Source organism: Vibrio ishigakensis (assembly GCF_024347675.1).
Taxonomy (GTDB): Bacteria; Pseudomonadota; Gammaproteobacteria; order Enterobacterales; family Vibrionaceae; genus Vibrio; species Vibrio ishigakensis.
The window spans coordinates 1229603-1254429 of record NZ_AP024881.1 but is presented as its reverse complement, the minus strand read 5'-3'; the positions used below and the strand labels follow the sequence as shown (position 1 = coordinate 1254429).

28 protein-coding genes are annotated in these 24827 nt (G+C 46.7%); 14 read left to right on the top strand and 14 right to left on the bottom strand.

Going from position 1 to position 24827, the window contains the following annotated elements; all coding sequences use genetic code 11:
• The first annotated feature begins 1 nt into the window (after window position 1).
• The 7 genes from trpCF (at window position 2) to Pcarn_RS05625 (ending at window position 7149) form a co-directional block, all read left to right on the top strand.
• A complete protein-coding gene (gene trpCF, locus Pcarn_RS05655) occupies window positions 2-1393 on the top strand; it encodes a bifunctional indole-3-glycerol-phosphate synthase TrpC/phosphoribosylanthranilate isomerase TrpF (RefSeq protein ID WP_261835414.1) in 1392 nt (463 codons plus the stop codon).
• 38 nt (window positions 1394-1431) lie between these two features.
• On the top strand, window positions 1432-2622 hold the full coding sequence (trpB, locus tag Pcarn_RS05650; RefSeq protein WP_261835413.1) for a tryptophan synthase subunit beta: 1191 nt from the start codon (window positions 1432-1434) through the stop codon (window positions 2620-2622).
• Window positions 2622-3428 (top strand): tryptophan synthase subunit alpha, encoded by an 807-nt coding sequence (gene trpA / locus Pcarn_RS05645; RefSeq protein ID WP_261835412.1) that lies wholly within the window; start codon window positions 2622-2624, stop codon window positions 3426-3428. Before trpB ends, trpA begins: the two co-directional genes overlap by 1 nt.
• Window positions 3429-3581: 153 nt before the next feature.
• Complete coding sequence (locus Pcarn_RS05640) at window positions 3582-4751, top strand: MFS transporter (protein WP_261835411.1); 1170 nt, start codon at window positions 3582-3584, stop codon at window positions 4749-4751.
• Complete coding sequence (locus Pcarn_RS05635) at window positions 4748-5146, top strand: ACT domain-containing protein (RefSeq protein WP_261835410.1); 399 nt, start codon at window positions 4748-4750, stop codon at window positions 5144-5146. The genes Pcarn_RS05640 and Pcarn_RS05635 overlap by 4 nt, the downstream gene beginning before the upstream one ends.
• Before the next feature lie 124 nt (window positions 5147-5270).
• Window positions 5271-6071: an SDR family NAD(P)-dependent oxidoreductase gene (locus Pcarn_RS05630; protein WP_261835409.1), complete on the top strand. Its 801-nt coding sequence runs from the start codon at window positions 5271-5273 to the stop codon at window positions 6069-6071.
• 205 nt (window positions 6072-6276) lie between these two features.
• Window positions 6277-7149: a radical SAM protein gene (locus tag Pcarn_RS05625; RefSeq protein ID WP_261835643.1), complete on the top strand. Its 873-nt coding sequence runs from the start codon at window positions 6277-6279 to the stop codon at window positions 7147-7149.
• A 34-nt stretch (window positions 7150-7183) separates the two neighbouring features.
• Here the strand turns inward: Pcarn_RS05625 and Pcarn_RS05620 are convergent, their stop codons facing one another.
• The 3 genes from Pcarn_RS05620 to Pcarn_RS05610 all read right to left on the bottom strand — a co-directional run bounded on the left by Pcarn_RS05620 (window position 7184) and on the right by Pcarn_RS05610 (window position 9229).
• Entirely contained in the window at window positions 7184-8101 is a 918-nt protein-coding gene (locus tag Pcarn_RS05620; protein WP_261835408.1) for a LysR family transcriptional regulator, read from the bottom strand.
• A gap of 171 nt (window positions 8102-8272) precedes the next feature.
• Complete coding sequence (locus tag Pcarn_RS05615) at window positions 8273-8518, bottom strand: YdcH family protein (RefSeq protein ID WP_261835407.1); 246 nt, start codon at window positions 8516-8518, stop codon at window positions 8273-8275.
• An 81-nt stretch (window positions 8519-8599) separates the two neighbouring features.
• On the bottom strand, window positions 8600-9229 hold the full coding sequence (locus Pcarn_RS05610) for a DsbA family protein (RefSeq protein WP_261835406.1): 630 nt from the start codon (window positions 9227-9229) through the stop codon (window positions 8600-8602).
• A gap of 174 nt (window positions 9230-9403) precedes the next feature.
• Between Pcarn_RS05610 and Pcarn_RS05605 the strand changes: the two genes are divergently transcribed.
• From Pcarn_RS05605 to Pcarn_RS05590, 4 genes are read left to right on the top strand one after another with little or no spacing between them, the layout of a single operon-like run.
• Window positions 9404-9937: a septation protein A gene (locus Pcarn_RS05605; protein WP_261835405.1), complete on the top strand. Its 534-nt coding sequence runs from the start codon at window positions 9404-9406 to the stop codon at window positions 9935-9937.
• Entirely contained in the window at window positions 9937-10341 is a 405-nt protein-coding gene (yciA, locus tag Pcarn_RS05600; RefSeq protein WP_390904473.1) for an acyl-CoA thioester hydrolase YciA, read from the top strand. Before Pcarn_RS05605 ends, yciA begins: the two co-directional genes overlap by 1 nt.
• 2 nt (window positions 10342-10343) lie before the next feature.
• Entirely contained in the window at window positions 10344-10640 is a 297-nt protein-coding gene (locus tag Pcarn_RS05595; protein ID WP_261835404.1) for a YciI family protein, read from the top strand.
• A gap of 4 nt (window positions 10641-10644) precedes the next feature.
• On the top strand, window positions 10645-11085 hold the full coding sequence (locus Pcarn_RS05590; protein WP_261835403.1) for a GspS/AspS pilotin family protein: 441 nt from the start codon (window positions 10645-10647) through the stop codon (window positions 11083-11085).
• Between the two features lie 58 nt (window positions 11086-11143).
• Here the strand turns inward: Pcarn_RS05590 and Pcarn_RS05585 are convergent, their stop codons facing one another.
• The 8 genes from Pcarn_RS05585 to Pcarn_RS05550 all read right to left on the bottom strand — a co-directional run bounded on the left by Pcarn_RS05585 (window position 11144) and on the right by Pcarn_RS05550 (window position 18713).
• The gene (locus Pcarn_RS05585) at window positions 11144-11560 is read right to left on the bottom strand and encodes a VOC family protein (protein WP_261835402.1); all 417 of its coding nucleotides are present in this window, start codon (window positions 11558-11560) and stop codon (window positions 11144-11146) included.
• 204 nt (window positions 11561-11764) lie between these two features.
• A complete protein-coding gene (locus Pcarn_RS05580; RefSeq protein ID WP_261835401.1) occupies window positions 11765-12190 on the bottom strand; it encodes a septal ring lytic transglycosylase RlpA family protein in 426 nt (141 codons plus the stop codon).
• A 191-nt stretch (window positions 12191-12381) separates the two neighbouring features.
• Window positions 12382-13626 (bottom strand): cyanophycinase, encoded by a 1245-nt coding sequence (locus Pcarn_RS05575; RefSeq protein ID WP_261835400.1) that lies wholly within the window; start codon window positions 13624-13626, stop codon window positions 12382-12384.
• 187 nt (window positions 13627-13813) lie between these two features.
• Complete coding sequence (locus tag Pcarn_RS05570) at window positions 13814-13948, bottom strand: hypothetical protein (protein ID WP_261835399.1); 135 nt, start codon at window positions 13946-13948, stop codon at window positions 13814-13816.
• A 259-nt stretch (window positions 13949-14207) separates the two neighbouring features.
• Window positions 14208-14672, bottom strand: a complete 465-nt coding sequence (locus Pcarn_RS05565) for an HAD family hydrolase (RefSeq protein WP_261835398.1) — start codon at window positions 14670-14672, stop codon at window positions 14208-14210.
• A gap of 120 nt (window positions 14673-14792) precedes the next feature.
• The gene (locus Pcarn_RS05560) at window positions 14793-15638 is read right to left on the bottom strand and encodes a dimethyl sulfoxide reductase anchor subunit family protein (RefSeq protein WP_261835397.1); all 846 of its coding nucleotides are present in this window, start codon (window positions 15636-15638) and stop codon (window positions 14793-14795) included.
• Window position 15639: 1 nt separating this feature from the next.
• A complete protein-coding gene (locus tag Pcarn_RS05555) occupies window positions 15640-16260 on the bottom strand; it encodes a DMSO/selenate family reductase complex B subunit (protein WP_261835396.1) in 621 nt (206 codons plus the stop codon).
• Window positions 16261-16271: 11 nt separating this feature from the next.
• A complete protein-coding gene (locus tag Pcarn_RS05550; RefSeq protein ID WP_261835395.1) occupies window positions 16272-18713 on the bottom strand; it encodes a DmsA/YnfE/YnfF family dimethyl sulfoxide reductase in 2442 nt (813 codons plus the stop codon).
• A 197-nt stretch (window positions 18714-18910) separates the two neighbouring features.
• Here Pcarn_RS05550 and Pcarn_RS05545 point away from each other — a divergent pair, with 197 nt between their 5' ends.
• Both Pcarn_RS05545 and napF read left to right on the top strand, forming a co-directional pair.
• Complete coding sequence (locus Pcarn_RS05545) at window positions 18911-19498, top strand: molecular chaperone TorD family protein (protein WP_261835394.1); 588 nt, start codon at window positions 18911-18913, stop codon at window positions 19496-19498.
• A complete protein-coding gene (gene napF, locus Pcarn_RS05540) occupies window positions 19482-20006 on the top strand; it encodes a ferredoxin-type protein NapF (protein ID WP_261835393.1) in 525 nt (174 codons plus the stop codon). The genes Pcarn_RS05545 and napF overlap by 17 nt, the downstream gene beginning before the upstream one ends.
• Before the next feature lie 115 nt (window positions 20007-20121).
• Here the strand turns inward: napF and Pcarn_RS05535 are convergent, their stop codons facing one another.
• The 3 genes from Pcarn_RS05535 to Pcarn_RS05525 form a co-directional block, all read right to left on the bottom strand.
• Complete coding sequence (locus tag Pcarn_RS05535) at window positions 20122-21339, bottom strand: M20/M25/M40 family metallo-hydrolase (protein WP_261835392.1); 1218 nt, start codon at window positions 21337-21339, stop codon at window positions 20122-20124.
• Window positions 21340-21472: 133 nt separating this feature from the next.
• A complete protein-coding gene (locus Pcarn_RS05530) occupies window positions 21473-22402 on the bottom strand; it encodes a class I SAM-dependent methyltransferase (protein WP_261835641.1) in 930 nt (309 codons plus the stop codon).
• 20 nt (window positions 22403-22422) lie between these two features.
• The gene (locus tag Pcarn_RS05525) at window positions 22423-23088 is read right to left on the bottom strand and encodes a TIGR01621 family pseudouridine synthase (RefSeq protein WP_261835391.1); all 666 of its coding nucleotides are present in this window, start codon (window positions 23086-23088) and stop codon (window positions 22423-22425) included.
• Between the two features lie 225 nt (window positions 23089-23313).
• Here Pcarn_RS05525 and cls point away from each other — a divergent pair, with 225 nt between their 5' ends.
• On the top strand, window positions 23314-24768 hold the full coding sequence (cls, locus tag Pcarn_RS05520) for a cardiolipin synthase (RefSeq protein ID WP_261835390.1): 1455 nt from the start codon (window positions 23314-23316) through the stop codon (window positions 24766-24768).
• Window positions 24769-24827: the final 59 nt, after the last annotated feature.

Sequence of the window (24827 nt, the reverse complement as noted above, 5' to 3'; positions counted from 1 at the left end):
CATGTCAGAGCACATTACCCAACAAAACCGCGACATGGCACAGGTACTGGCTAAGATTGTCGACGACAAAGCGATTTGGGTTGCAGAGCGCAAGCAAGCTCAGCCTCTAGAGACCTTTAGGGATGCTCTAGAGCCATCAGACCGCAACTTCTATGAAGCATTAAGCGGTGATAAAACTAAGTTTATCCTTGAGTGTAAAAAGGCATCCCCATCTAAGGGCCTTATTCGAGATGATTTCGACCTAGATTACATCGCATCTATCTATGCCAATCACGCCGATGCTATTTCAGTACTGACCGATGAGAAATACTTCCAAGGTAATTTTGACTTCCTGCCACAGGTTAAGAAACTGACGACTCAGCCTGTATTGTGTAAGGATTTCATGATTGATACCTATCAGGTTTATCTAGCGCGTCACTATCAAGCGAATGCTATCTTGCTGATGCTGTCTGTACTCAATAATGAAGAGTACAAAGAGCTAGCAGAAGTGGCTCACTCGCTTGGTATGGGCGTACTAACAGAGGTCAGCAACGATGAAGAGCTAGAGCGCGCTATCGAGCTCAAAGCTAAGGTTGTGGGCATCAACAACCGTAACCTTCGCGACCTGACTATCGACCTGAACCGTACTAAAGAATTGGCACCCAAGCTTCCTGAAGGCACCACGGTTATCTCTGAGTCTGGTATCTACAACCACCAGCAAGTGCGTGATCTATCCAAGTTTGCGAATGGCTTCTTGATTGGTAGCTCGCTAATGGCAGAGCAAAACCTTGAACTTGCAGTACGTAAGGTGCTGATTGGCGAGAACAAGGTATGCGGTCTTACCCACGCTGATGATGCAGCTAAAGCGTATCAAGCCGGTGCGGTTTTCGGTGGTCTTATCTTCGCTGACAAATCCCAGCGTAAAGTAGATGAAGAAGCGGCTCGTCTAACCATGGCTGGTGCACCGCTGAAATACGTGGGCGTATTCCAAAACCATAGTGTTGAGGAAGTAACAAATCTCGCCAACGCACTAGAGCTTAGCGCAGTTCAGCTTCACGGTGATGAAGACCAAGCCTTTGTAGATGATCTTAAGCAAAACCTCGATGATAGCGTTGAGGTGTGGAAGGCGTATGGCGTGATGGAAGATATGCCATCGTTTATCAACAACGTTGACCGTCACCTACTGGATTCCAAAGTAGGCAATCAAAGTGGTGGCACAGGTGTCGCGTTCGATTGGACTAAAATCAACGACAAGAATGTAATGTTGGCAGGCGGTCTCAACCCTGACAACGTAGCCGAGGCAGCAGAGCTTGGAGTGAAGGGCCTAGACCTTAACTCAGGCGTTGAATCTGAGCTAGGCAAGAAGAGCAAACAGAAGCTAGAACAAGCTTTCAAAGCGATTCGAAACTACTGATTTAAGCGTAAACACGCACAATTTTAAGGAAACACATCATGGCGAAATTAGATGCCTATTTTGGCGAGTTTGGTGGTCAGTATGTACCACAAATTCTAGTGCCAGCGCTTGATCAACTAGAACAAGCCTTTATCGATGCTCAGCAAGACCCAGAGTTTCGTAGTGAGTTTATGGGCCTACTTCAAGAGTACGCAGGTCGCCCAACCGCGCTTACCCTAGCTCGCAACCTGACTAAGGGCACTAAAACCAAGCTTTATCTCAAGCGTGAAGACCTGCTTCACGGCGGCGCGCACAAAACCAACCAAGTTCTAGGCCAAGCGCTTCTTGCTAAGCGTATGGGTAAGACAGAGATCATCGCTGAAACTGGCGCTGGTCAGCACGGTGTAGCATCTGCACTTGCTTGTGCCCTACTTGGCCTTAAGTGCCGCGTTTACATGGGTGCAAAGGACGTTGAGCGTCAAAGCCCGAACGTATTCCGTATGCGTCTAATGGGCGCTGAGGTAATCCCAGTACACTCTGGCTCAGCAACCCTAAAAGATGCATGTAACGAAGCGCTTCGTGACTGGTCTGCAAGCTATGAAGACTCTCACTACCTACTAGGTACTGCAGCCGGTCCTCACCCATTCCCAACTATCGTGCGTGAATTCCAACACATGATTGGTGAAGAGACCAAGAACCAGATCCTAGCGCGTGAAGGTCGCCTACCAGACGCGGTAATCGCATGTGTGGGTGGTGGTTCAAACGCTATCGGTATGTTCTCTGACTTCATCGAGGAAGAGAGCGTGAAGCTTATCGGTGTTGAACCAGCAGGTAAAGGTATCGATACCGACATGCACGGTGCACCACTTAAGCACGGTAAGCTAGGCATCTTCTTCGGTATGAAAGCGCCTCTGATGCAAGATACACACGGTCAGATTGAAGAGTCTTACTCTGTATCTGCGGGCCTAGACTTCCCATCAGTAGGTCCTCAACACGCGCACCTAAATGCAACTGGTCGTGCTCAATATGAGTCAATCAGTGATGACGAAGCGCTAGAGACCTTCCAATCTATCGCTCGTAACGAAGGCATCATCGCAGCACTAGAATCTTCACACGCTGTGGCCTATGCCCTTAAGATGGCACACGAAAACCCAGAAAAAGAACAGCTATTGGTAGTGAACCTATCAGGCCGTGGTGACAAAGATATCTTCACCGTACACGACATTCTAAAAGAGAAAGGAGAACTGTAATGGACCGTTACGCTGCGCTGTTTGAGCGTCTAGATGGAAAAAACCAAGGTGCTTTCGTTCCTTTCGTAACTATCGGTGATCCAAATCCAGAACAATCTCTGGCTATCATGAAGACCTTAGCTGACTCAGGTGCCGACGCGCTTGAGCTGGGTATTCCTTTCTCTGATCCATTGGCAGATGGTCCAACAATCCAAGGCGCTAACATCCGTGCTTTGGACTCAAAGACCACACCAACTATCTGCTTCGACCTCATCAAGCAGATCCGCACCGAGTACCCAGACCTTCCAATCGGTCTTTTGGTATACGCAAACCTAGTATTTGCTAACGGTATCGACACCTTTTACGCGTCATGCGCAGAAGCGGGCGTTGATTCAGTTCTGATTGCCGATGTACCAACAGGAGAGAGTGCTGAGTTCAACGAAGCAGCCAAGAAAGCTGGCGTACACGCTATCTTTATCGCGCCGCCAACAGCGACCGATGAAACCCTAAAAGAGGTTTCTACTCTGGGTGGTGGTTACACCTACCTACTTTCTCGCGCCGGTGTAACGGGTGCAGAAACTAAGGCAAACATGCCAGTTCAGCACATGCTAGATCGCCTAAACCAGTTCGATGCTCCACCAGCACTGCTTGGTTTTGGTATCTCAGAGCCATCGCAGGTGAAAACCGCTATTGAAGCTGGCGCTGCGGGTGCTATCTCAGGTTCAGCTGTGGTTAAGATCATCCAAGCAAATGTGGGTGATTCAAGCGCTATGCTAGAAAAGCTTGGTGAATTTGTTCGCAACATGAAGGCGGCTACTCAGAAGTAATTCTGACAAGGTGCAATTGGAAAAGGTGAGCCCAGTGCTCGCCTTTTTTTGTTTTCAAATACCTAACTAATTGAAAACTTAAGTTTAGGGTTCGAACCACTGCCATTTATCTGTCATTCTGGTGTGACAAACGGACACAAGTTATACGGATTCATGAACCCAGTTAAACAGCGCAATACCGCTATCTTGATGTATCTGCTTATTTCCCTTGGTGGGATAGTGGTAGACATCATAGTACCCTCTCTTCCCTCAATTCAAAGGGCGCTTCTATCCAACGAGACCGCAACCCAGTGGGCATTTACTATGGCTATGTTGGGATTTGGTTTTGGACAGATAGCAGCAGGGTTCGTGGTTGATGCGTTTGGGCGAAAACTGCCTATGCTACTGGGCGCTCTGTGCTTAACTTTCTCTTTGCTATTATCAGCCGTGGTTCCTGATATAGAGGCGCTAATTGCCCTTAGGCTTGTTCAGGGACTGGCGGTATCACTGGTTGCTGTAGGCGGTCGCGCTGTAATTAAAGACCTGTATCATGGTGAGGAATATCTAAAGGCAGTCAACTGGATAACTATCTCGTTTGCCCTAGGTATTACCCTATCTCCCTTTGTTGGCGGTTATATCGAAGAAAACTTTGGCTGGCAGATGGTGTTTACTGGATTAACCGCCTGGGTCAGCCTCGGCGCAGTTCTGCTTGCGTTTTTCTTCACCGAAACACATACCAATCATCAGCCTCTAAACAAAGAGACCATTAAGGGGAACCTTTCTGAGATAGTGTTAAACCGAGGATTTCAGCGCACCGCGATAACCTGCGGCGTTTTCTACGCGATTCTTCCCGCGTTTAATACGGTTTCCCCTTTCATAATTCAAGAGACTCTAGGTTATGGCCCCGTATTTTATGGTCATATCGCACTGGTTCTCGGGGGGGCATGGCTTGCAGGCAATATGGCAAACCGCGCCACATTTTCCATACCTGCAAAACCTAAAACTACTTTATGTCTGCTAGTCTCACTGTTCGCATTAGCTTTAGGCATTGGTTATCAGACTATCCAAGGTTTAAGCCTGTATGCCTTCATCGCTCCGGTAGCCGTCATTATCTTCTCTCTGGGTATGCTATTCCCCCTTTATTTGGGTAAGGCACTAGCGCCGTTTCATCATATCGCTGGTATTGCCAACGCCATCGTTTTCTCAGGGTGCTGGTTATGTACGGCCCTGATTTCATTCCTAGCATCGAGTTTGCCTCTCAACTCTGCACTTCCATTAATGATTTTATATTCAGCTCTACTACTATTAGTCGTACTACTAACCAGAAAAATGAATGACTTATGAGTGGAATGACGGACTTAGATGAGATTCTTTCTTCTCTTTCTCCAGAACTAAAACCGGGACGTTTTGTATTTTGCACCGTCCCCTCTTCTTTCGAGGCGTTCGCCTCTCTCTCTCCTGTGGCCATGTTTATGGAACAGGAAGGCCTCACTGTGGTGCTTCGTAGAGAATACGCCAATAGTGCCGGCTTGGATTTTCACGGTGAGTTCTCGCAGATAACACTTGCTGTACATTCCAGCTTGGAATCAGTGGGGTTAACAGCAGCTGTCTCAAGCGCACTGGCCGCTGAAGAGATCAGCGCAAATGTCATTGCGGCCTACTACCATGACCATGTGTTTGTTCCAGTAGATAAAACTAAAGAAGCACTGGAAGTGCTTCAAGGTTTAACCGGTAAATAGAGCTCTATTATCAATATTTTGTTGAAACTGTTTACCCCATAGCCTCGTTTATCAATATACGAGGCTAGTGTTATTCTCTGTGCTCAAACGACACACTGTCATATAAAACAAAGGGTTAATTCACATGCAAAAGACTATTCTGCTTACTGGTGCAACAGATGGTATCGGCCTAGAAACCGCTAAGATGCTTCTTGAGCAAGGTCATCGTGTGCTTATGCACGGCAGAAACCCAAATAAACTCAAAGATGTTGTCGACTCACTTTCCCCGCAATATCCAGAGCAGATGGAGAGCTTCATTGCAGACCTATCGAGCATGGCAGATGTTAAGCGTCTTGCTTCTGAGGTATTAGCCAAACATCCTAAGCTAGATGTACTGATCAACAACGCCGGTGTGTTTGGCGGCATCAGCAACACTACCTCCGTTGATGGCCTAGATGTTCGCTTTGCAGTAAACACCTATGCACCGTACCTGCTGACTCAACTGCTGCTTCCTGCGCTTGAGACAGGTCGCGTGGTTAACCTTTCTTCGGCAGCGCAATCACCAGTGAACATTAATGACCTAGCCAAGAAGACGGATATCTCTGATAACAGCGCCTATGCTCAAAGTAAGCTAGCTATCACTATCTGGACTCAGGACCTAGCGGAAAAGCTTGGCGATCAAGGACCTATGGTGGTTGCAGTAAACCCAGCTTCCCTGCTAGGCAGTAAGATGGTTAAAGATGCCTATGGTATCGCAGGCGGCGATCTTTTTATTGGCGCGGATATTTTGGTGCGTGCTGCGCTTTCTGAGGAATTCGCGGATGCATCGGGTAAGTATTTTGATAACGATTCAGGTCGTTTCGCAGCCCCTCACCCAGAGGCGGCTAACAAGGCTAAGGTGCAGCAGGTGGTTCAAACCATTGAAGATGTGCTAGCGACACTGTAAGACCCATAACCCAATCTCAGCCCAGCCGTCGCGCTGGGCTTTTTTATGCCTCAAACTCAATTATATAGTTTTTGAATAAACTGATTCTTCTATGGCACTTATTATCAACAAAGGCCATCAGGCGTATATTTCTTCCTCGGCAAGCAAGCCTTGCTCTTTATTACTCGCTTTCCACGTAAGAGGAAACCAAGCCGGAGAAACCATTATGCAGTATGAAGGAAAAGTTTATCGCCCTTGGCCTGAGGCAAACAGCATCCTGATCCAAACCACAATTGGTTGCAGCATCAACACCTGCACCTTCTGTAGCATGTTTGACGATAAGCGCTTTCGTATCCGTGACATCGACGATATCTTTGCGGACATAGATGAGCTGCGTCGCATCTTTCCACACGTTGAATCCATCTTCTTAATCGATGGCAACGTGATGACTGCGCGAACCGACTTTCTGCTTAAGGTACTAGACCGCGTTAAACAGGTTTTTCCTGAAAGCAAGAAGATCTCTATGTACTCTGGGCTTAACGATTTTCGTCGTAAGACGGTTTCTGAGCTAAAAGAGATCAAGGATGCCGGTCTAGATCTCGCCTACTGCGGTTTAGAGTCTGGCGACCCAGTTGTACTTGAGCGCATCAAAAAACGCATGACTCGTGAGCACGCCATTGAAGGTATGGCGATGGCAAAAGAAGCAGGCATTGAGACCCTACTCTCTTTCATCTTCGGTCTAGGTGGTAAAGAGCGCTCTCGTGAGCATATCGAAGGAACAGTCAGCCTACTGAACATCCTGCAGCCAGAGCAAATTGCACCTATGGCGCTAGCAGTTCAGCCAGGTACAGAGCTTGAGCGTGAAGTGCACAGTGGTGAGTTTATCCTGCCTACCCCGATGCAGGTACTGGAAGAAGAGAAGTATCTTCTAGAGAACTTAAACTTCCCGACCTATTACTGGGGCGATCACGGTAACAACATCGCTACCATGAGGGGTCAACTGCCACAATGTCAGCCAGATTTCTTAGAGCACATTAATCTGCACATTGCTAAGAACCCAGTGGCAAAAGAGAACGTCATCAAGACCTTCTCTTGGTAAAAATACAAACTCGAGCCTGTGCTCGGGTTTTGTTTTATTTGGCTAGCTTGGCTTCACACTGCGCGTCCCAATACGCCGGTGAGCCAAAATACTCAGTAAAATAATCGATAAAGGCGCGCACCTTAGGCGCAAGCAATCTCGAGCTCGGATACACTGCCCACAGTGCGGACTCTGACGCCAGTGGGGTCTGTTGCAAAATCGGCACCAGAGCACCATTTTGCATCTCTTTATACACGCACCACTGGGAACACATTGCGATCCCAAGGCCATCCACACAGGCATCACGCACCGCTTCACCATTGTCCGCTCGAAGTTGGCTCATGGGTTTTACTGTGACCACGCCATCATCCGTATTAAATGCCCATGATTCTAGGCCAGAGAGTTGCACGCAGGCATGCTGCTTCAACTCTTCCGGTGATTGGGGGGTGCCGTTGTTCTCAAGATATTCAGGGGATGCGCAGATAATACGTTTATCTGCCGCCAGTTTTCTGGCGATAAGGCTGGAGTCTTTAAGCTGTGCGTTTCGAATCGCAATATCAAAGCCCCCCTCGACCATATCAATAATGGAATCAGACAGTCTGAGGTCTAAATTAAGGCTCGGATAGGCTTTCATAAAATCTTTAAGCCCTGGGATCAGATGCATTCGTCCAAAAGAAGCTGGTGCGGTAATACGCAGAGTACCCGAAGGCAATGCATCACCACTTCCCACCGATGCCCTTGCAGCTTCAACGCTTGCCAATACCTCTTCAGCATGAGGAAGAAACGCTTCCCCCTCTTCAGTTAAAGAGACCTTTCGCGTGGTTCTGTGTACCAACCTAGTTTCCAATGCAGTTTCTAGCTTATTGATATATGTGCTGGCAACCGCAGGTGAAATCCCAAGCTCCTTACCTGCTTGGCTGATATTGTGAGTTGCGGATAACCTAACAAAGAGTTTTAAATGCTCAAGATTCACAGGGTATTCTTAATAAAAGATAAATAATCCTTTCTAGTGTACACCCATTGAGAAAGAGAGGTTATTGGAAGATTGCCAATAGTATTACTTAAGCCATGAGAAGTGGTGACAGTGTCATCAATGTGGAGCAATGCATAGAAAAAGACCTCGCATTTGCGAGGTCTTCATATTCTAGCCCTTTGCTGCGACTAGGCGCTTGTAGAGAGAGTCTTTCATTTCTGCCCGATCATGCTTTAGTTTGTGCATCGCCTCATCTTCAATAGGGGCACCATTCAGTTCAAGTACGCGGATTTCTTTATCCATTGCAGTGTACTCTTTATTATCTTTTGCAAAGTCTGGATCACTTTCCAGCAAGCTTGCAATCACATCAGTAAACTCAGGAAAGTCATTAACAAGAGAATGGTTTTCGCCCAACATAGGTAACCTCAAATGTAGTGATGAAAAGATCAAACAGTGAACAATAAATGTAGCACTTGCTTCGCAACTTGCTGAATTTGGTTATGTAATTACTGTGTTGTTCAATAATCCTTTGATCTGAGCGACAGTTTTATCTGCATCTGCATATTCAATTGGCAGTTCAGTAATGGTTGTCCCTACTTGTAAGAACAGAGATGGAAAGCTATTTCCACCAATGGTGCGCGCCATCTCTATCTCGCCACGCAGTCTCAAACGAGTCTCGTCGGAATGCAACTGTTCGGCAAATGCCCCCACGTCCAGACCGATTAAGTCTGCGGTCTCCACTAGCACCTCAGTATCGCTCGGATTCTTGGCATCACGATAGTAAGCATGCTGAATCGCTTGAATCATCTCCAGCTCTTTGCCTTCGTCTCGGGCAAGCAGGCATGCGCGACAAGCCGGATAGGTAGAGCGTCTTGGGGTATTGTTACGCCAGAAATCATGGTTGAATTCTGTACCTAGTAAACCAGAAATACGCTCCCAATAAGACTCAATGGCGGCGCGCATCTCCATCGGCATGGCTTCATCAGAATCTGGCGCAAGCCCTCCAAGTAAACACTGCACTTCAACCTCAGCTGGCAAGGTGGCTTTCACCTTCTCCCACGTTGGTTTGTACCCCCAACACCAGGCACACATAGGGTCATACACATAAAAGAGTTTTGGCTGGCTCATTGAACCTCCTGTTCTAAGCACGGTCGAAAGACGTAATTATTCGATAGAGTATCAGTCCACAAGCGAGAAAACTCAGATTGCAGTAGCATTTTGATACCCCCAAAGCCTTGTCAGCACTGTATTTCGCTGTTGGCATTAGGTAGACTGACGCAAACGTTATTCCCCAATAGAACTATGAAACAGCTATTAGATTTCATCCCACTGATAATCTTCTTTGTGTTGTACAAGATGTACGACATCTACACGGCAACAGGCGCCCTAATTGTTGCAACAGGCATTCAAATCATAGTGACCTATTTCATCTATAAAAAAGTCGAAAAAATGCAACTGGCGACCTTTATTCTGGTGGCAGTTTTTGGTGGCATGACCATCTTTTTGCACGACGACAATTTTATTAAATGGAAAGTAACCATAGTCTATGCGGTCTTTGCCCTTGGCCTCACCATCACTCAATTTATGGGAAAGCCGGTAATCAAAGGCATGCTGGGGAAAGAAATTACCCTGCCAGAAAGTGCATGGAATAAGATTAATTGGGCGTGGACAGGCTTCTTTTCTGCCTGCGCCATCTCAAATATCTATATCGCATTCAATATGCCACTAGATTTTTGGGTTAACTTCAAGGTATTCGGCCTACTCGCCGCGACCTTAATCTTCACGCTACTGACTGGCGTTTATATTTACAAGCAGATGCCAAAGGAGAGCGAATAGTGTCTGAATTGAAAGAACCAAAAGGCGAACTGCTGCTTCGCACCCTAGCCATGCCAGCGGACACTAACGCAAACGGGGATATTTTTGGCGGTTGGCTGATGTCTCAGCTGGACCTTGCGGGCGGTATTTTGGCCAAAGAGGTCTCAGAAGGTCGAATAGCTACCGTTTCTGTATCAAGTATCACATTCAAACACCCAGTTTCTGTCGGTGATGTGGTATGTTGTCATGGTTATTGTTCTCGAATTGGCAACACTTCTATGTCAATCGATCTTCAAGTATGGAATAAAAAAGTAATGGGTGACCGCACAGGTGAGCGTGAGCTGGTTTGTGAAGCCACATTCAACTATGTCGCTATCGACGAAAATGGACGCCCTCGCCCAGTACCAAAGCATAAAAAGGATTAATCATGTGGTATGTCATCTTCTCTCAAGACGTTGAAAATTCTCTAGAAAAGCGCCTTTCTGCGCGTGAAAAACATCTTGCACGTCTACAAGAGCTTCAAGACCAAGGCCGACTACTTACCGCAGGTCCTATGCCTGCTATCGACAGCGACAACCCAGGTGAAGCTGGCTTTACCGGCTCTACTGTTATCGCTAAGTTTGATTCACTGGAAGATGCCAAAGCATGGGCCGATGTCGACCCATATATCGAAGCTGGCGTCTATCAAAACGTTATCGTCAAACCTTTCAAAAAGGTATTCTAATTCTATGGTTATCAATTTTAAAAAAGTTCTACTAGCTCTAGTTGCTGGCGCAGTCTTAGCTGGTTGTGCATCGAAAGATGAAAAACAGAAAGAACTTGAGCTCAAAGCTGACCGTCGCGCGGGCATCCTAGCCTCTAGCTTGCCGATCACCTACGGTCCGCTGACTATTGCCAAAGCACAAGCGAAAGGCACTACGGTTATTATCGAGATGCTGTACAACCAATCTGGCAACAAGTCAGCTCAACAATTGGTTGAGAGCGCAAAGAACTACTACTGCTCTTCTGACGATGTTCGCGCATCATTAAACGAAGGTATTAACTACCAGATCAAGGTACGCAACAACCGTGGCCAAATGGTGGTTGAAGATATGATCACAGCGCAAACCTGCTCACAGCCATCTAAAGCAGAAGACCCGGCTAAAGAAGCAGAAGCTAAATCTGAGTAATTATCTCTGATTTCACGCCAAGAAAAGAAGCCCTCGTATTGCGAGGGCTTTTGTTTTTTTAGTCACCGACATAGTCACTTTGATATTCCTCACTCGGCTCAAAAGACTGCACTATATCTATATGGATTCCGTTCGGGTCTTCGATACAAAAATGCCGCTGCCCCCACTCTTCGGATTTCAGCTCAAATACAATATTGAGTCCTCGAGCTTGCGCTACGCCATAAGCCTTTTCCGCATCACTTACCTCCAAACTAAATATGACGCCATCACCGCTGTAGACTTTTTGAAAAATCTCGGGCTGAGTTGGCTGGTTCGGTAATAAAAAGCCAACCTGTATACCCGATGCTGAAACCATATGAAGATACCAGTCTCCGGAAAAGACTGCATTGAAGCCCAACTCCTCGGTATAGAATTTATTGGCTGCGTCCAGATCCTTGACGGTAAATACAGGGAAAGAGCTGATTGGTTCTATCATCTGTCACGCCTCACTTATTCAACTAGTTAGAATTGAGGATAAGTCATGAACCGAGAATATGCCCAAGCAAGTCTATATAAAGCACTTCCATTCAGATCTTTGCTTTAGAAATAGCGTTGTGAACAAGTTACGAGTAGTAGTTATTGTCAATAATGTTGCTTCGACCAGACACAAAACAGCCCTCTTCAAGAGAGGGCTGTTTTATCAATGTTTGTATCGAAAGGTATTACTATCGTCGATAATATCAATCCTGACGGAGATGAGTCCTTTGCTGGTATCCCCTACCTGCTCAAAAGCTCTTTGAGAGAGGTCAATTACTCGATTTTTCGCATAAGGCCCACGGTCGTTGATCTTAACCTGCACGCTCTTATTGGTTTCGGTGTTTGTCACCTTAACTATGGTGCCAAACGGCAAGGTCTTATGGGCTGCGGTTAACGCACGCATATTGTACTTCTCACCACTTGCAGTCAGCTTTCCGTGAAACTTACTACCATACCAAGACGCTTGACCAACAAGCTCGTGATTTCGCGCATACTCTCGGGTTTTCGCCGATGCACTGCTTGAAACAGAAGAGCAACCCACAAGCAAACCTAGCGCCATAGTAGTGAAGATAATCGACAATCTTTTCATTATTTTTAAAAAACTCGAATTGGAACTAAAGATAGGAAATCAGTATCACGCATCCTGCCTCTTCGCTTATCAATACAAGGTCAGGTGTTGGTTTAATTCTAGCGCTGTTCGCTCATTTGGATAAAATTCCCTCGATTAAACAACAAAGCCCTCGTAAAAAGAGGGCTTAGATTATTATTAAGTGAGCTTGGTTAGTTGCGGATGGTGATCTCTACTGGGTCGATATCGAGCTTCAAGTTCTCAAAGCTGTAGACATCCGCAGTGATATCTTGGCTCCAATAGCCCTGCGTTGTCTCGTCTTGGCTAAACACCAAACGCACGCCCTTCTGCTGCTCATTCAGCGCCCATGAAACCACTTGTGAAGCACTCTTATTGTCTACTAGGTTAAAGCCGATAAACTCATCTAGGTTTCTGTTCGAACTCATAATGCCGCTCACTGACTGGCTCGGCACCTCAAAGTACTCATGCCCTACAGTGGTATAACTCTTAGGGCGTGATTCATAGCTGTGTTCTGATAGAGAAAATTTATCGCCTGGCTGTAGGTAGCTCAAACGAATATTGGAGGCCTTGATTGGGTACTCACCACTAGTGTGCTGAGCATCTTTGGTATTCACTACCGTCACGCCACCGGTACCAACAACACTTGCCTGACCATCTTTAACCACCAAAGCGGTACCTTCGTCTATGCCGTAGGCGAAGTCTTGTTTCTTATCTTCAAGCAAAGAAACAATCAAACGACCCAAGCGCCCTTTACGGTCAAAGTGCTGATCGATGGTGCCATATGGGAAGAAATTCAGACCTCGACTGGTAACCACAGGACCATACTCTTGCTCATTCATGCTCGAGTAGTCATTTTTAAAGCCTTCAATCAGTGCGCCAGTACTGTTGCCACCCGCTATCATGGTTTGCGACATAATCGCCGCGCCTGCGCTAGTGCCACCCAATACGCCGCCTTTCTCATACACCTCTCGAATTGAACTCAGCACAGGAGTGTCGGTTCCATCTTCTTTAAGCAGCACCTTAGTGATCAGTGTTTGGTCACCACCGACAAACCAGATTGCATTTAGGTCTTTGATACTTTTCGCAAGCTCTGCATCATTACCATTTTTGCTCCATTGCGATTCATCCACATCCTTGGTTTTCTTGTCGTTTTTAACCGCCAACGGAAGAAGAATGACATTGTCTTTGCTTACCCCAAACTCAGCAAAGATATCTTGCAACGCCAAATACTTCTTGTTGATAGAGCCTGTGGCCGCTGGAACGATACCGATCTTGGCTTTTTCATTGCCTGCCGAATCGGCAAACGCTTGATAAACGTCCATGGTTGCTGAAGAGAGTGCGCCACCGGCAATAACTAGGGTGCCACTGTTTTCAGCCGCGATTGCAGGTGTTGCCAAAGACAAGGTAACGGCCAAAGCCACTAGATGCTGTTTCATATTGATATCCTTTTCAAAAGATTGAAATCATCGAATTAAACGATAAATACAGAAATACAAAGCCATAAAAAAGCAGTGTAAAAATAGATTTATGGAGAGGCGCACCGACTACACTCGCTATACAACGAACGCACTTGATGCTCATTCATTGAACGCTGAGAAATTCGGTATCGCTAAATCGCAGAGTCTACTCGTTGCACCATTCGCTTAGAGCGTGGCGACTGAGTTTGTAAAAACCGATAAAGGTACAAGCAGTAACCGAAGAGAAGGCGCGACGAATGGCAACGACATAGTTAAATCTGTTCGAACTAATCAGATTCATTGTTTTGCCTCGCTCCTTGAGGGGTTACTTGGAAAATAATCTAGTATTCAGCGCTATATTTGCAAAAACGTTGCCAATTCACTTTAGTGTGAAGGCTTTCTCTAGCATGGCTAAACCCAGATCTTTACCATATAAACATGCCATATAATGACATTTATACTCAATATTAAAGGCATGAAAATTGGGAGTTGAATCACAATATGTGGCCATCAATTAGACAGCTGATAAATAACTATCAGCTTTTTCTATTCAGCTCGAATTACAATTGATAAAGACTGACTATCTGGTTAACCGAATCATCATTTATCTCTATCGAAAGCGTATTAAGCCAAATAGCGTCCATTCCTGCCATCAAAGCCGGATAGATGTCATTGTTTAGTGAATCACCGACCATCACAAAATCACTGACTTGGCGCTTCAACTGGCACGCAATTTCATTGAAGAATTCAGCATCCCGCTTTCCAATACCTAGGCTTGCTTTGCAAAAATACCCAGTGACGTATTTCGCCAATCCCACCCTTTGAAACGCTTGCTCTATATCTAGGACTGAAGAATCACCCGCATTAGTAGCAATGTAAATCTCGTGCTTATTGGATAATTTATCTAGGGCTTCGTGAGCTCCATTTACTGCTTGAACCTTATCCCATTCAAACATCTTCCCTTCCTGATCCTCGAAATCGACCATTAAGGTATTCCCCCAATCGAACAGGTATATTTTGTTCATTCCTACTCCGTTTCACCAATATTTCATAAGCCTTATTTGATTAGAGTGTATGTCCATGATTCAAAATAAAAAAGCACACCCGAAGGTGTGCTCTCAATTAAGCAAATTTCAAGAATTGGTTTAGAAACCAGTAGTCATATGCAAGCTATAAAACAGGCCACGACCAATCAGCTCTGAACCAATAATCAGCGCAAGTGCCAAACCAAGGTTTACTGGATTTACCGACTTCTTATTAAGAAGTGGCAGTAGCCAGATTAGAAGACCCGCTAGTAGCAACGCTACTTGAACACCGAGATACATGCCTAGACCATCAACCAACTCACTCGCCTTCACTACCGATGTTTGTACATCACCGATGAAGTTCGCTTTTGAAATAGTCACGATTAGGCTCATTGCCACTGCAAGTACAGCCAGCATTGCGAAGTTACGGCTTAGTTTGAACTCAGCTTCGTCCACCATTGAGAATACAAAGTGAGATAGAAGCAGACCGGCAACCGCCATGGTCATCACGAAGCTCATTGGGGTATAGATGTTGTTCCAGGTAGGCACGGTATCAATCATATACACGTTGATCATTGCGTACATGAACACAACACCTAGCGCCATTGCGGCAAACATAAGGATCTTCTGAAGAGCTGCCCCACCCTTATTCAGAACAGACAGTAGCCATTGAAGACCACCTACCGCGAAGAAGGCCGCGCCGAAGAAGATCTCGTTCGATAACCAAGCTGAACCGAACTGGTTTAGCGCGTTAAACGCACGCAGTGGCGAGCCAAGGTGGGTGGTCGAGAACAGAAAGCCAACACCCATGATTGCCCAAAGGAAGAACATTGGGATCTTGTAGCTGTTGATCTTATCTGTGTCGTGACCATCCACAAGGGCACGGAAGCTAACCAGTAGATACGCGCCAACCGCTGTCTGTGCGAACACAGTAAAGAAGATCAGAGACCATTCATGGAAAATCATCTTACACCTCCTTCGGGTTAGCTAGGAAACCACTGGTATCGCCAGTTGGCTTAGAGTTCTTGTTCAGCTTGATAACTATGTTCGGCAGCGTCTGCGTCGAGTGCGGAAGAGGTGCAACGTCTGCGTTAGTGCCATATTTAGCACGCAGTTCATTGATTTCACCAAATTCTAGTGCACGTAGCGGACAAGAGGTCACACACATTGGCTGTTTGCCTTCAGCAACTCGCTGATAGCAACCGTCACACTTGGTCATGTGGCCTTTTTCTTTGCTGTACTGAGGTGCGCCATAAGGACACGCATTCTCACAGTGGCGACAACCGATGCACACATCTTCGCTAACAACCACAAGGCCGTCTTCCTTGCGCTTGTGCATTGCGCCCGACGGACACACCTTCACACACGCAGGATTTGAGCAGTGGTTGCATGCGATAGAAAGATAGTAAGAGAACACATCCTTCTGAATCCAGGTATCACCGTCTTGCACAAAGCCACCGCCCGCATACTCATAGATGCGGCGATAGTTACGCTTGATGTCTAGGTCTCGATAATCTTTACAAGCAAGCTGGCAAGTCTTACAACCTGTGCATTTACTTGAATCTATGTAAAAGCCGTATTGTTTCATTCCAGTCTACCTTATGCCTTTTTAACCGCTTGAATTTGAACCAGGTTCGAGTGCTGAGGGTTACCCTTAGCCAATGGACTTGGACGTTGCGTGGTCAATACGTTGATAGAACCTGCACGGTCGATCTTCTGACCATCAGGGGCATACCAAGCGCCCTCACCTAGCGCCACAACACGTGGCAGGATACGTGGGGTTACCTTGGCTGGAATATGCGTTTCACCACGGTCGTTGAAGATACGAACCATGTCACCATTCTCAATACCGCGCTCTTTCGCATCGATTGGGTTGATCCACACCTCTTGCGGGGCCGCCGCCTTGATCTCAGCTACGTTACCGTAGGTTGAGTGGGTACGAGACTTATAGTGGAAGCCGGTAAGTTGCAGTGGGTACTTAGCGGTTAACGGGTCATTGTGACCTTCAAAAGAATCGACATAGATCGGAAGTGGATGGATCACATCGCCCTCTGGAAGTTTCCAGGTCGCGGCAATATCAGCCAGTGCTTCTGAATAGATCTCAATCTTGCCGCTAGGAGTATTTAGCGGGTTCGCCTCTGGGTCTTTACGGAAGTCTTCATAAGCAATGTAGTGATGGTCGTAGCTACGCTTGTAGATACCCATCTTCTTCATCTCTTCGAAGGTTGGAAGCTCAGGGTCATTCTTGCGCGTTTCCGCGTATAGATGCTCTACCCACTCTTCTTGCGTGCGCCCTTCAGTGAACTCTTCTTCTACGCCCATGCGTTTTGCCAACTGGCTACACATCTCATAGATGCTCTTAGCTTCAAACTGAGGCTCGATCGCTTTCTGTGCATAGATGAAATAAGGCGTGTTCGCAGCCTTACCGTCCATCGCCCAGTCTTCTTGTTCTGAGGTTGTGAGGTCAGGCAGGATGATATCCGCATATTTCGCAGAAGAGGTCATGTGGTTATCAATCACTACGATCATCTCACACGCCTTGTCATCTTGAAGGATGTCATGGGTGCGGTTGATGTCAGCGTGCTGGTTGATAATACAGTTGCCTGCGTAGTTCCAGATCATCTTAATTGGATTTTCAAGGCGCTCAGCACCACGAACACCGTCGGTGATGTCAGTCATCTCGTTGTGGCGATAGATAGCGTCGGTCCACAGGAACATAGAGATAGAGGTTTTTACTGGGTTTGGAACCGTTGGGAAGCGAACAAACGGAATGTTGATATCACTTTCACGCGCACCGGTTGAACCGCCGGCAACACCTACAGAACCCGTAAGCAGAGATAGCATAGCGATGGCGCGACATGCTAATTCACCATTAGCGGTGCGCTGCAGGCCCCAACCTTGGTGGATAGCACATGGCTTATTGTTACCCATTTCACGGCCAAGTTTCACAATAGTATCGACTGGAATGCCAGTGATCTTCGATGCCCATTCAGGGGTCTTCACAACGCCATCTTCACCCTTACCTAGGATGTAAGATTTATAGTCACTGTTCTTTGGCGCAGATGCTGGAAGTGTTTTCTCATCGTAACCCACGCAGTATTTATCTAGGAACGCTTGGTCAACCAAGTCTTCTGTGATCATTACGTGTGCAAGACCCGCAACTAGTGCCGCATCGGTCGAAGGACGAATTGGGATCCACTGATCTTCACGGCCACCAGCGGTATCTGTATAACGCGGGTCGATGATGATGGTACGAACGTTAGAGATGTTCTTGCTCTCTACATAGTGGTGGATCAGACCACCGCCAGACATGCGCGTTTCAGCTGGGTTATTACCGAACTGAACGTTAAGCTTCGCATTTTGTAGATCAGAGAAAGAGTTGTTATTCGCCCAACCGCCATAGGTGTAGCTGAGGCCCTTGGCAATCTGCGCCGTTGAATAGTCACCATAGTGATTTAGGTAACCACCACATAGATTCATAAGACGTGCAATCAGGGTTTGCGCCGGCGGCCAAGACTTAGTTACTGTGCCACCTAGGGTACCAGTACCGTAGTTTAGGTAGATAGAGTCATTACCGTAATCCTTGATAAGGCGCTGCATAGTACCTGCAACTTCGTCATACGCCTCTTCCCAAGTGATACGCTTGAACTTACCTTCACCACGTTTACCGATACGCTTCATCGGATATTTTAGGCGGTCTGGATTGTAAACACGGCGGCGCATAGAGCGACCACGCAGGCACGCGCGTACCTGATGCTCTTTACCGTAAACGTCATCACCTGTGTTATCGGTTTCAACGTATTTGATTTCGCCATTTTGAACGTGCATACGAAGAGGACAACGTGAACCACAGTTAACGGTACACGCACTCCAAACCACTTTTTCATCAGCCACTTCGGTTACGGCTGCGGCGGCTGGCTTAGATTTGAATGGTAAGGTGATTCCGCTAGCGACAGCCGCCACACCACCAAGGGCGGAGGAAGCCTTGATAAACCCACGTCGGGTCATATTCAGAGCAGAATCTTTATCATTATTTTTCATATAAAGGTGCCTTCGATTATTTCAGCCTTCTACTTTAGGGGTAGAAATAGCAAGTGCACCTATTTATCAGGCCTATCTTGATTGGTATCAATTGAATATGAAATATAAATCTAAGATTGAGATTATGGGGTTTAAGTCAAAGAAACGCCGTACCAACAGGGCTATATTTCATCAAAGTAGTCTTGCAGTAAATAATAATGATTATCAATTCCAAAGATCCCGCTAAAATATTAGGGGCGCTCTTTTATCAGTGGCAATCCAAGGCAGAAACTAAATTCCTCGTATCTGCACTTGCTCTAGAACATGTGCTCTCATACGAGTGCGAATCTGCACTTATCTCCGATTCCGAAGAATCTCTAAACCACGAGTTTCAAACGCTTTTCAGCGGCATTGGTACAATGCCCGCACCGCCTTGGGGTTCAGTGTATCTGGATAAAGACCGAGTCATCTTTGGTCACTCTACGGTAGATTATCGCCAGTTCCTTCATCATCATGATGTGGATATGGACACAGGTACCCGTGAACCTGAAGATCAGTTTGGATTAATGCTTATGGCGTACTCTTATTTACTGGAAATGAATAAAGTTAAAGCAGCCATCGAGTTATTAGAAAAACACCTGCTTCCTTGGGCTATTGATTATTTAGAGCTGCTGTCGAACTCGACTGACATTAAATACTTTAAGCTCCTTGCGCTTGAAACCAACAATTGGCTAAAAGCGCTAATAGACGAAAACCAGCTAGAGGTTGAACAGAATAAACTCTATTTAGATGCCAGAGTCCATTGATAACCAACGCCGCGGCTTTTTAAGTAGAGTCGCCAAGCCGGTCCAGCAATTAAAAGCTGAAGCTGAGGTGCACCAAAGAACTATGCCCCGCCCTCCTCGTGCGGTGGCAGAACCTCTATTTGAACACCTTTGTGACAATTGTGGTGAGTGCGTATTCGCCTGCCCAAATAGCGTTATTGAAAAGCAAGAAGCCAACGTTAAGATCAATCTTGATTACAACGCCTGTTCTTTTTGTGACGCCTGTGCCCAAGTTTGCCCTACCGGTGCGCTACACATGACTACTGAACAGCACATTGACCTAATTCCTAGGTTCGCTGAAGCATGCAATAACCACTTTGGGCTGGATTGCGTGGAGTGCCAGAGCGCTTGTGGTAAGGGTGCTATCTCTATTGAAGATGGGGAGTTGCCAGAGCTGGGTGCCGATAAGTGTAATGGATGCGGCGAGTGTCGCAGAGCTTGTTATATTGGGGCGGTTTCTATGGAGTTAGTGCGGGTGGCGACTGTTTGAGTTCAGTAGGTTTGAAGGTCCCCGATCGAGTCGGGGATGACCGAAATTTTTAATCTTGTACGGATATAAAGAAAGAGCGCTCAAATTTGAGCGCTCTTTTCGTTTAGCCAATCTATTACAGATTATCTAGGCGAATGTGGCTGTTTTTAAGGTCATCACGAGTGATGCCTTTGCCTTCGTTCATGTCATTGAAATGGCGAAGCAATTCAGTAATCGCGTAGATAGAGGCTTTCAGATCGCCAGTATGCGCCGACTCTGATGAGGTGTGCATGTTGCGGATTGGGTAGCCTACAGTCATTGCCGCGCTGTCTACACCTGCAAGTGCTGCTGCCATGCCATCTGTACCCATGTCGCGGCCAGAGAAGTCTAGCTGATGTGGGATGCCTTTTTCACGACACACATTTACAAGCATTTGCACGAGTGGTTCAGAGGCTACCGCACCACGACCTATGGTAAAGCCTTCACCCATCTTAAGTGGGTTCATGTTACGAGCGCCGATACCAGGAGCGGCTTCATAGTCATGGTTTACGTCTGTCGCGATAAGGATATCAGGCTTAAGCTCACCCACTACTTGCGTAGAGCCAAAACGGCCAATCTCTTCATGAGTCGCGATAGTGTACATCACGCGTACATTATCTAGGTTCTCGCTTGCAAGCTTGCGAGCAATCTCTGTTACAGAGAAACAGCCAAGGCCGTTATCTAGATACGCACCATAGAAGGTATCTTTGCCCACACCACGCTTAATTGGTCGGTCAAGAAGGATTGGGTCACCTGGGCGCAGACCGAGGGCTTCAACCTGAGCTTTACGATCGTCGCCATGCATATGCATCTCTAAATAGATGGTCTCTGGCTTGATACCTTGCTCACCGGTGCGCTGAGCCGGCGTTGAAAAGTGAATCGCGCCTAGCGCTTCAACCGTACAGCCAGAGATAGACTTGTAAGAGCCCGGCTGTTCAGGGTTTTGGCAGAATACCTTAACCTCATGACCGATCAGTGTGGTCGGCAGGAAAGAGTCGGTGTTGATCCACACCTTACCATCGTTATCAATCTTACGTACTTGCATACGGATCTTATCCGCATGGCCCACGATCATAACGCTGGTTAGGTCGTCGCGACCTGGATGGCTATCGAACACTAGGCTCGCGTTGCCTTTAAACTGATGAATGCCCCAACCTTGTGGCATAAAGGATTCGAACTCTGGCTTGATCACGCCATAGCTCATAGCTGCTTCAAAACCGATTGGTGACGGTGATGCCAGCACCTTTGACATAAATTCGAAGGTCTCTTGAGACATCGGCTCAGCCCAAGGCTGGTTATTATTTTCTACACTCATTAGTTTCATTTCTCCATGCAGTGAATGCGGGTAAATTAAGCCCTGCACTCACTGAATTCAAGAAAATTAATAAAAACTAACGTTGCAATATGCAATCCTTGAAATAGTCTCGATCAACTAGTCGTCAGTTGGCTTATTGCTTGAACAGCTGAACCTTCAAACTGGCCTCTGGATCAACATCCGCAAACTCTTCTGGGTTGTCTAATCGACGCACATATTTGAGGTCTGGCGCATTCTCTTTCATCGCATCGATAACAAATTCTGAAGTTACTGCTGGCGAGTTTGCACAGGCTAAAACCAGCCCATCCTCGGTCAACAATTCTGGCAGGCGACGCAAGATTTTCTGATAGTCCTTGGTTAGGGCAAAGCTACCTTTCTGGAATGATGGCGGATCCGAGATAACGATATCGTAAGGCCCCATTCGCTTGATCTTGCCCCAAGACTTGAAGATATCATGAGCTAGAAATTTTGCTTTGCTGACATCAAGATTGTTAAGGTGATGATTATCGCGACCGCGATTTAGAGAAGAGCGCGCCATATCCACATTCACCACCTGAGTCGCCCCACCAGCGATAGCCGCCACAGAGAAACCACAGGTATAGGCGAACAGGTTCAATACCGATTTACCTGCAGCGTTTTCTCTCACCCAATCTCGCCCAAGGCGCATATCTAGGAAAAGGCCTGAGTTTTGGTTGGACTTCAGGTTCATCAAATATTTAAGGCCTGACTCAACAACCTCAATCTTTTCAGGAACCTCGCCGAATAAAACCTCCGTCGGTGCACCCTCTTGGTGACGATGCTGAATCGAGATAGAAATGATTTGTGGCAGGCCTTCTGTATCAATAAGCGCTAATAAGCTCTGCTTGAGACTCAACTCAAACTCTTCCGAAACAGGCTTGAATATCTGCACCATAAGATTGCCGGCGAGCCAGTCGCAGGTAAGTTGTTCTAGCCCTTCATAAACTCGGCCACGACCATGAAACAGGCGCCTTACTTCATTGGGATTAGTGGTTAAGCCCTCACGCACCTTCTCAAAGAAAAGCGTCAGTGCATTTTGGTCCATTGTTAGATTCATTCTTGTTCCTATACTCGTGGCCAATTCAGCGCTTCTGGCTGTCGCCACGAGGTCAATTGTTCTTCATTCCAAAGCTCCCCCATGCCCACAGGAGAACAGCGGTATTGATACTTTTCACCTTGATACTCAAAGGCCAAGCCATAGGCATGTAGATAACCTCGGTCCGCATTACTAGTCGGGTTATAAATAGGGTCACCCAAGATAGGACTGCCTATGGATTTAAGCGCCACCCGGATCTGATGGGTCTTACCGGTTTTAGGCTTACACAAAAAGACGCGCTTACCCTCACAAGCTTGAGAGAAAAACTGGGTCATGGCTGGGTTTTCATTCGTCGGAAGCAGTTTCCAAGCAGAGCGACGACTCTTTGTCATATCACCCTTGATAAGTCCCTGCTTCTTCTTTGGCTTTTTGTCAGACAGCGCTAGATAAAACTTCTCGACCTTTCTGTCGGCAAAGGCTTGCGAAAGCTCGGATGCAGCAGATTGGGATGTAGCCAGAAGCAAGATACCCGAAGTCATCTTATCGAGGCGATGTACTAGGTAGAGTTGGCCACAACCGAGCTGCTTTTGGATTTCCATCAGCAGTGAGCTCTCTTGCTCATCCTTATGCACGCTAACCTGTGGATGCTTATTGATCACAATAAAATCGGGTTGCTGGTCGAGGATGTCAAACATGTGGACTCACTTAAAAATCAAATATCGCGGGATTATATACGCTGACTCAAAAAATTGAGATAGAAACGGCAAAGGAATAGCAAAACTCCACCCTTTTTCTACATCCTGATTACAAGTGCTACAGCAAAACCTGACAGGCATAACACGAAACACTTATTTCGATACAGGGATACAAATTGCGTATACAATGATCTTAATAAGTATTTGAAAAATAAAAAGAGTGAAATGGAAGGCGTATATCACGTGTTGACCCTGGTTGGGGTCGCCCTCTACTGGATCTTAGTTGCGGGTGTCACGATTCGTGTGGTGATCAAGCGTCGCTCAGTCAGCGTCTCTCTCGCTTGGTTGATGATCATCTATATCCTGCCGTTTGTAGGGGTATTCTGTTATTTCCTATTTGGTGAATTAAACCTCGGGCGTAAACGTGCTGAGCGTGCTCGAACCATGTTCGAACCTTACAAATCATGGTTCCTGAAGCTTCTTGACTGTAATGCCCACCTTCCAGAGAAAACGCCGACACACATTACCCACATAGATGATCTCTGTACCAATCGCATGGGTATTCCTGCCCTTTGTGGTAACACTCTTTCTTTGCAAGACACCCCGGAGAAGATCCTTAAATCTATCGTTGAGGATATAGAACAAGCCAAGCGCGAAATCCGCATGGAGTTCTACATCTGGAACGAAGGTGGTCTTGCTAACTCTGTTGCCTCGGCCTTGATTCAAGCTGCAGGTCGCGGAGTGAAATGTCAGGTGCTGCTCGATGCCGCTGGTAGCCGTAAATTCTTCAAGAGCTCTTGGTATAAGATGATGCGCGCCGCTGGCGTAGACGTGATAGCTGCTCTTCAAGTAAACCCGTGGCGTATGTTCCTGCGCCGCCTTGATCTTAGACAACACCGTAAAATCATCGTTATCGATGATGAGATTGCTTATACCGGCTCCATGAACCTAGTCGACCCTGAGTTTTTCAAGCAAGATTCAGGTGTGGGTCAATGGGTCGATGTAATGGTAAGGGTAACGGGTCCGACCGTAAATGTTCTCTCCGCTATTCACTGCTGGGATTGGGAGGTAGAAACCGGTCAGCGTGACTTCCCTGCCCAACCTGAGTGCGATGTTGAGCCGGATAACCTGCTTCATCCGATACAGGTAGTGCCATCTGGCCCGGGTATGCCTGACAACCTGATCCAGCAGGTGCTGAATATTGCTATCAGCCGCGCGAGCGAATCGGTCACCTTTACCACCCCTTATTTTGTGCCGAGTGCTGAGCTTCTTGAAACCATTCGTACCACGGCACAGCGCGGGGTTAAAGTTGAGCTGATCATCCCGAAAAAGAACGACTCTATCATGGTGGGCTGGGCATCCAAGTCTTACTATTCTGAGCTTCTTGCTGCAGGAGTTATCATCCATGAGTTTGAAGGCGGGCTACTTCACACCAAATCCGTGGTCATCGATAAGCAGTATTGCTTGATTGGTACAGTAAACTTGGACGTTCGCAGTCTATGGCTCAACTTTGAGGTAACGCTGGTGGTCGATGACGCCGAATTTACCCAGCAACTGTATTGGCTTCAAGAAGAGTACATCAAGCAATCAACTCAAGTTGATAAGCATAAATGGCGTGAGCGAGGCATGGTTCATCGCTTCTTAGAGCGCAGTTTCTACCTGTTTAGTCCGGTGTTATAACTTTTTTCTTGCACTGATGTTGGGGCTCTGGTTTCATGGAAATAATTCATGAAATTCAA

Bases quoted from the DNA above. Each gene is read 5' to 3' on its own strand.
- trpCF (WP_261835414.1), top strand. From the start codon at position 2: ATGTCAGAGCACATTACCCAACAAAACCGCGACATGGCACAGGTACTG.
- trpB (WP_261835413.1), top strand. From the start codon at position 1,432: ATGGCGAAATTAGATGCCTATTTTGGCGAGTTTGGTGGTCAGTATGTA.
- trpA (WP_261835412.1), top strand. From the start codon at position 2,622: ATGGACCGTTACGCTGCGCTGTTTGAGCGTCTAGATGGAAAAAACCAA.
- Pcarn_RS05640 (WP_261835411.1), top strand. From the start codon at position 3,582: ATGAACCCAGTTAAACAGCGCAATACCGCTATCTTGATGTATCTGCTT.
- Pcarn_RS05635 (WP_261835410.1), top strand. From the start codon at position 4,748: ATGAGTGGAATGACGGACTTAGATGAGATTCTTTCTTCTCTTTCTCCA.
- Pcarn_RS05630 (WP_261835409.1), top strand. From the start codon at position 5,271: ATGCAAAAGACTATTCTGCTTACTGGTGCAACAGATGGTATCGGCCTA.
- Pcarn_RS05625 (WP_261835643.1), top strand. From the start codon at position 6,277: ATGCAGTATGAAGGAAAAGTTTATCGCCCTTGGCCTGAGGCAAACAGC.
- Pcarn_RS05615 (WP_261835407.1), bottom strand. From the start codon at position 8,518: ATGTTGGGCGAAAACCATTCTCTTGTTAATGACTTTCCTGAGTTTACT.
- Pcarn_RS05610 (WP_261835406.1), bottom strand. From the start codon at position 9,229: ATGAGCCAGCCAAAACTCTTTTATGTGTATGACCCTATGTGTGCCTGG.
- Pcarn_RS05605 (WP_261835405.1), top strand. From the start codon at position 9,404: ATGAAACAGCTATTAGATTTCATCCCACTGATAATCTTCTTTGTGTTG.
- Pcarn_RS05595 (WP_261835404.1), top strand. From the start codon at position 10,344: ATGTGGTATGTCATCTTCTCTCAAGACGTTGAAAATTCTCTAGAAAAG.
- Pcarn_RS05590 (WP_261835403.1), top strand. From the start codon at position 10,645: ATGGTTATCAATTTTAAAAAAGTTCTACTAGCTCTAGTTGCTGGCGCA.
- Pcarn_RS05585 (WP_261835402.1), bottom strand. From the start codon at position 11,560: ATGATAGAACCAATCAGCTCTTTCCCTGTATTTACCGTCAAGGATCTG.
- Pcarn_RS05580 (WP_261835401.1), bottom strand. From the start codon at position 12,190: ATGAAAAGATTGTCGATTATCTTCACTACTATGGCGCTAGGTTTGCTT.
- Pcarn_RS05575 (WP_261835400.1), bottom strand. From the start codon at position 13,626: ATGAAACAGCATCTAGTGGCTTTGGCCGTTACCTTGTCTTTGGCAACA.
- Pcarn_RS05570 (WP_261835399.1), bottom strand. From the start codon at position 13,948: ATGAATCTGATTAGTTCGAACAGATTTAACTATGTCGTTGCCATTCGT.
- Pcarn_RS05565 (WP_261835398.1), bottom strand. From the start codon at position 14,672: ATGAACAAAATATACCTGTTCGATTGGGGGAATACCTTAATGGTCGAT.
- Pcarn_RS05560 (WP_261835397.1), bottom strand. From the start codon at position 15,638: ATGATTTTCCATGAATGGTCTCTGATCTTCTTTACTGTGTTCGCACAG.
- Pcarn_RS05555 (WP_261835396.1), bottom strand. From the start codon at position 16,260: ATGAAACAATACGGCTTTTACATAGATTCAAGTAAATGCACAGGTTGT.
- Pcarn_RS05550 (WP_261835395.1), bottom strand. From the start codon at position 18,713: ATGAAAAATAATGATAAAGATTCTGCTCTGAATATGACCCGACGTGGG.
- Pcarn_RS05545 (WP_261835394.1), top strand. From the start codon at position 18,911: ATGATTATCAATTCCAAAGATCCCGCTAAAATATTAGGGGCGCTCTTT.
- napF (WP_261835393.1), top strand. From the start codon at position 19,482: ATGCCAGAGTCCATTGATAACCAACGCCGCGGCTTTTTAAGTAGAGTC.
- Pcarn_RS05535 (WP_261835392.1), bottom strand. From the start codon at position 21,339: ATGAGTGTAGAAAATAATAACCAGCCTTGGGCTGAGCCGATGTCTCAA.
- Pcarn_RS05530 (WP_261835641.1), bottom strand. From the start codon at position 22,402: ATGGACCAAAATGCACTGACGCTTTTCTTTGAGAAGGTGCGTGAGGGC.
- Pcarn_RS05525 (WP_261835391.1), bottom strand. From the start codon at position 23,088: ATGTTTGACATCCTCGACCAGCAACCCGATTTTATTGTGATCAATAAG.
- cls (WP_261835390.1), top strand. From the start codon at position 23,314: ATGGAAGGCGTATATCACGTGTTGACCCTGGTTGGGGTCGCCCTCTAC.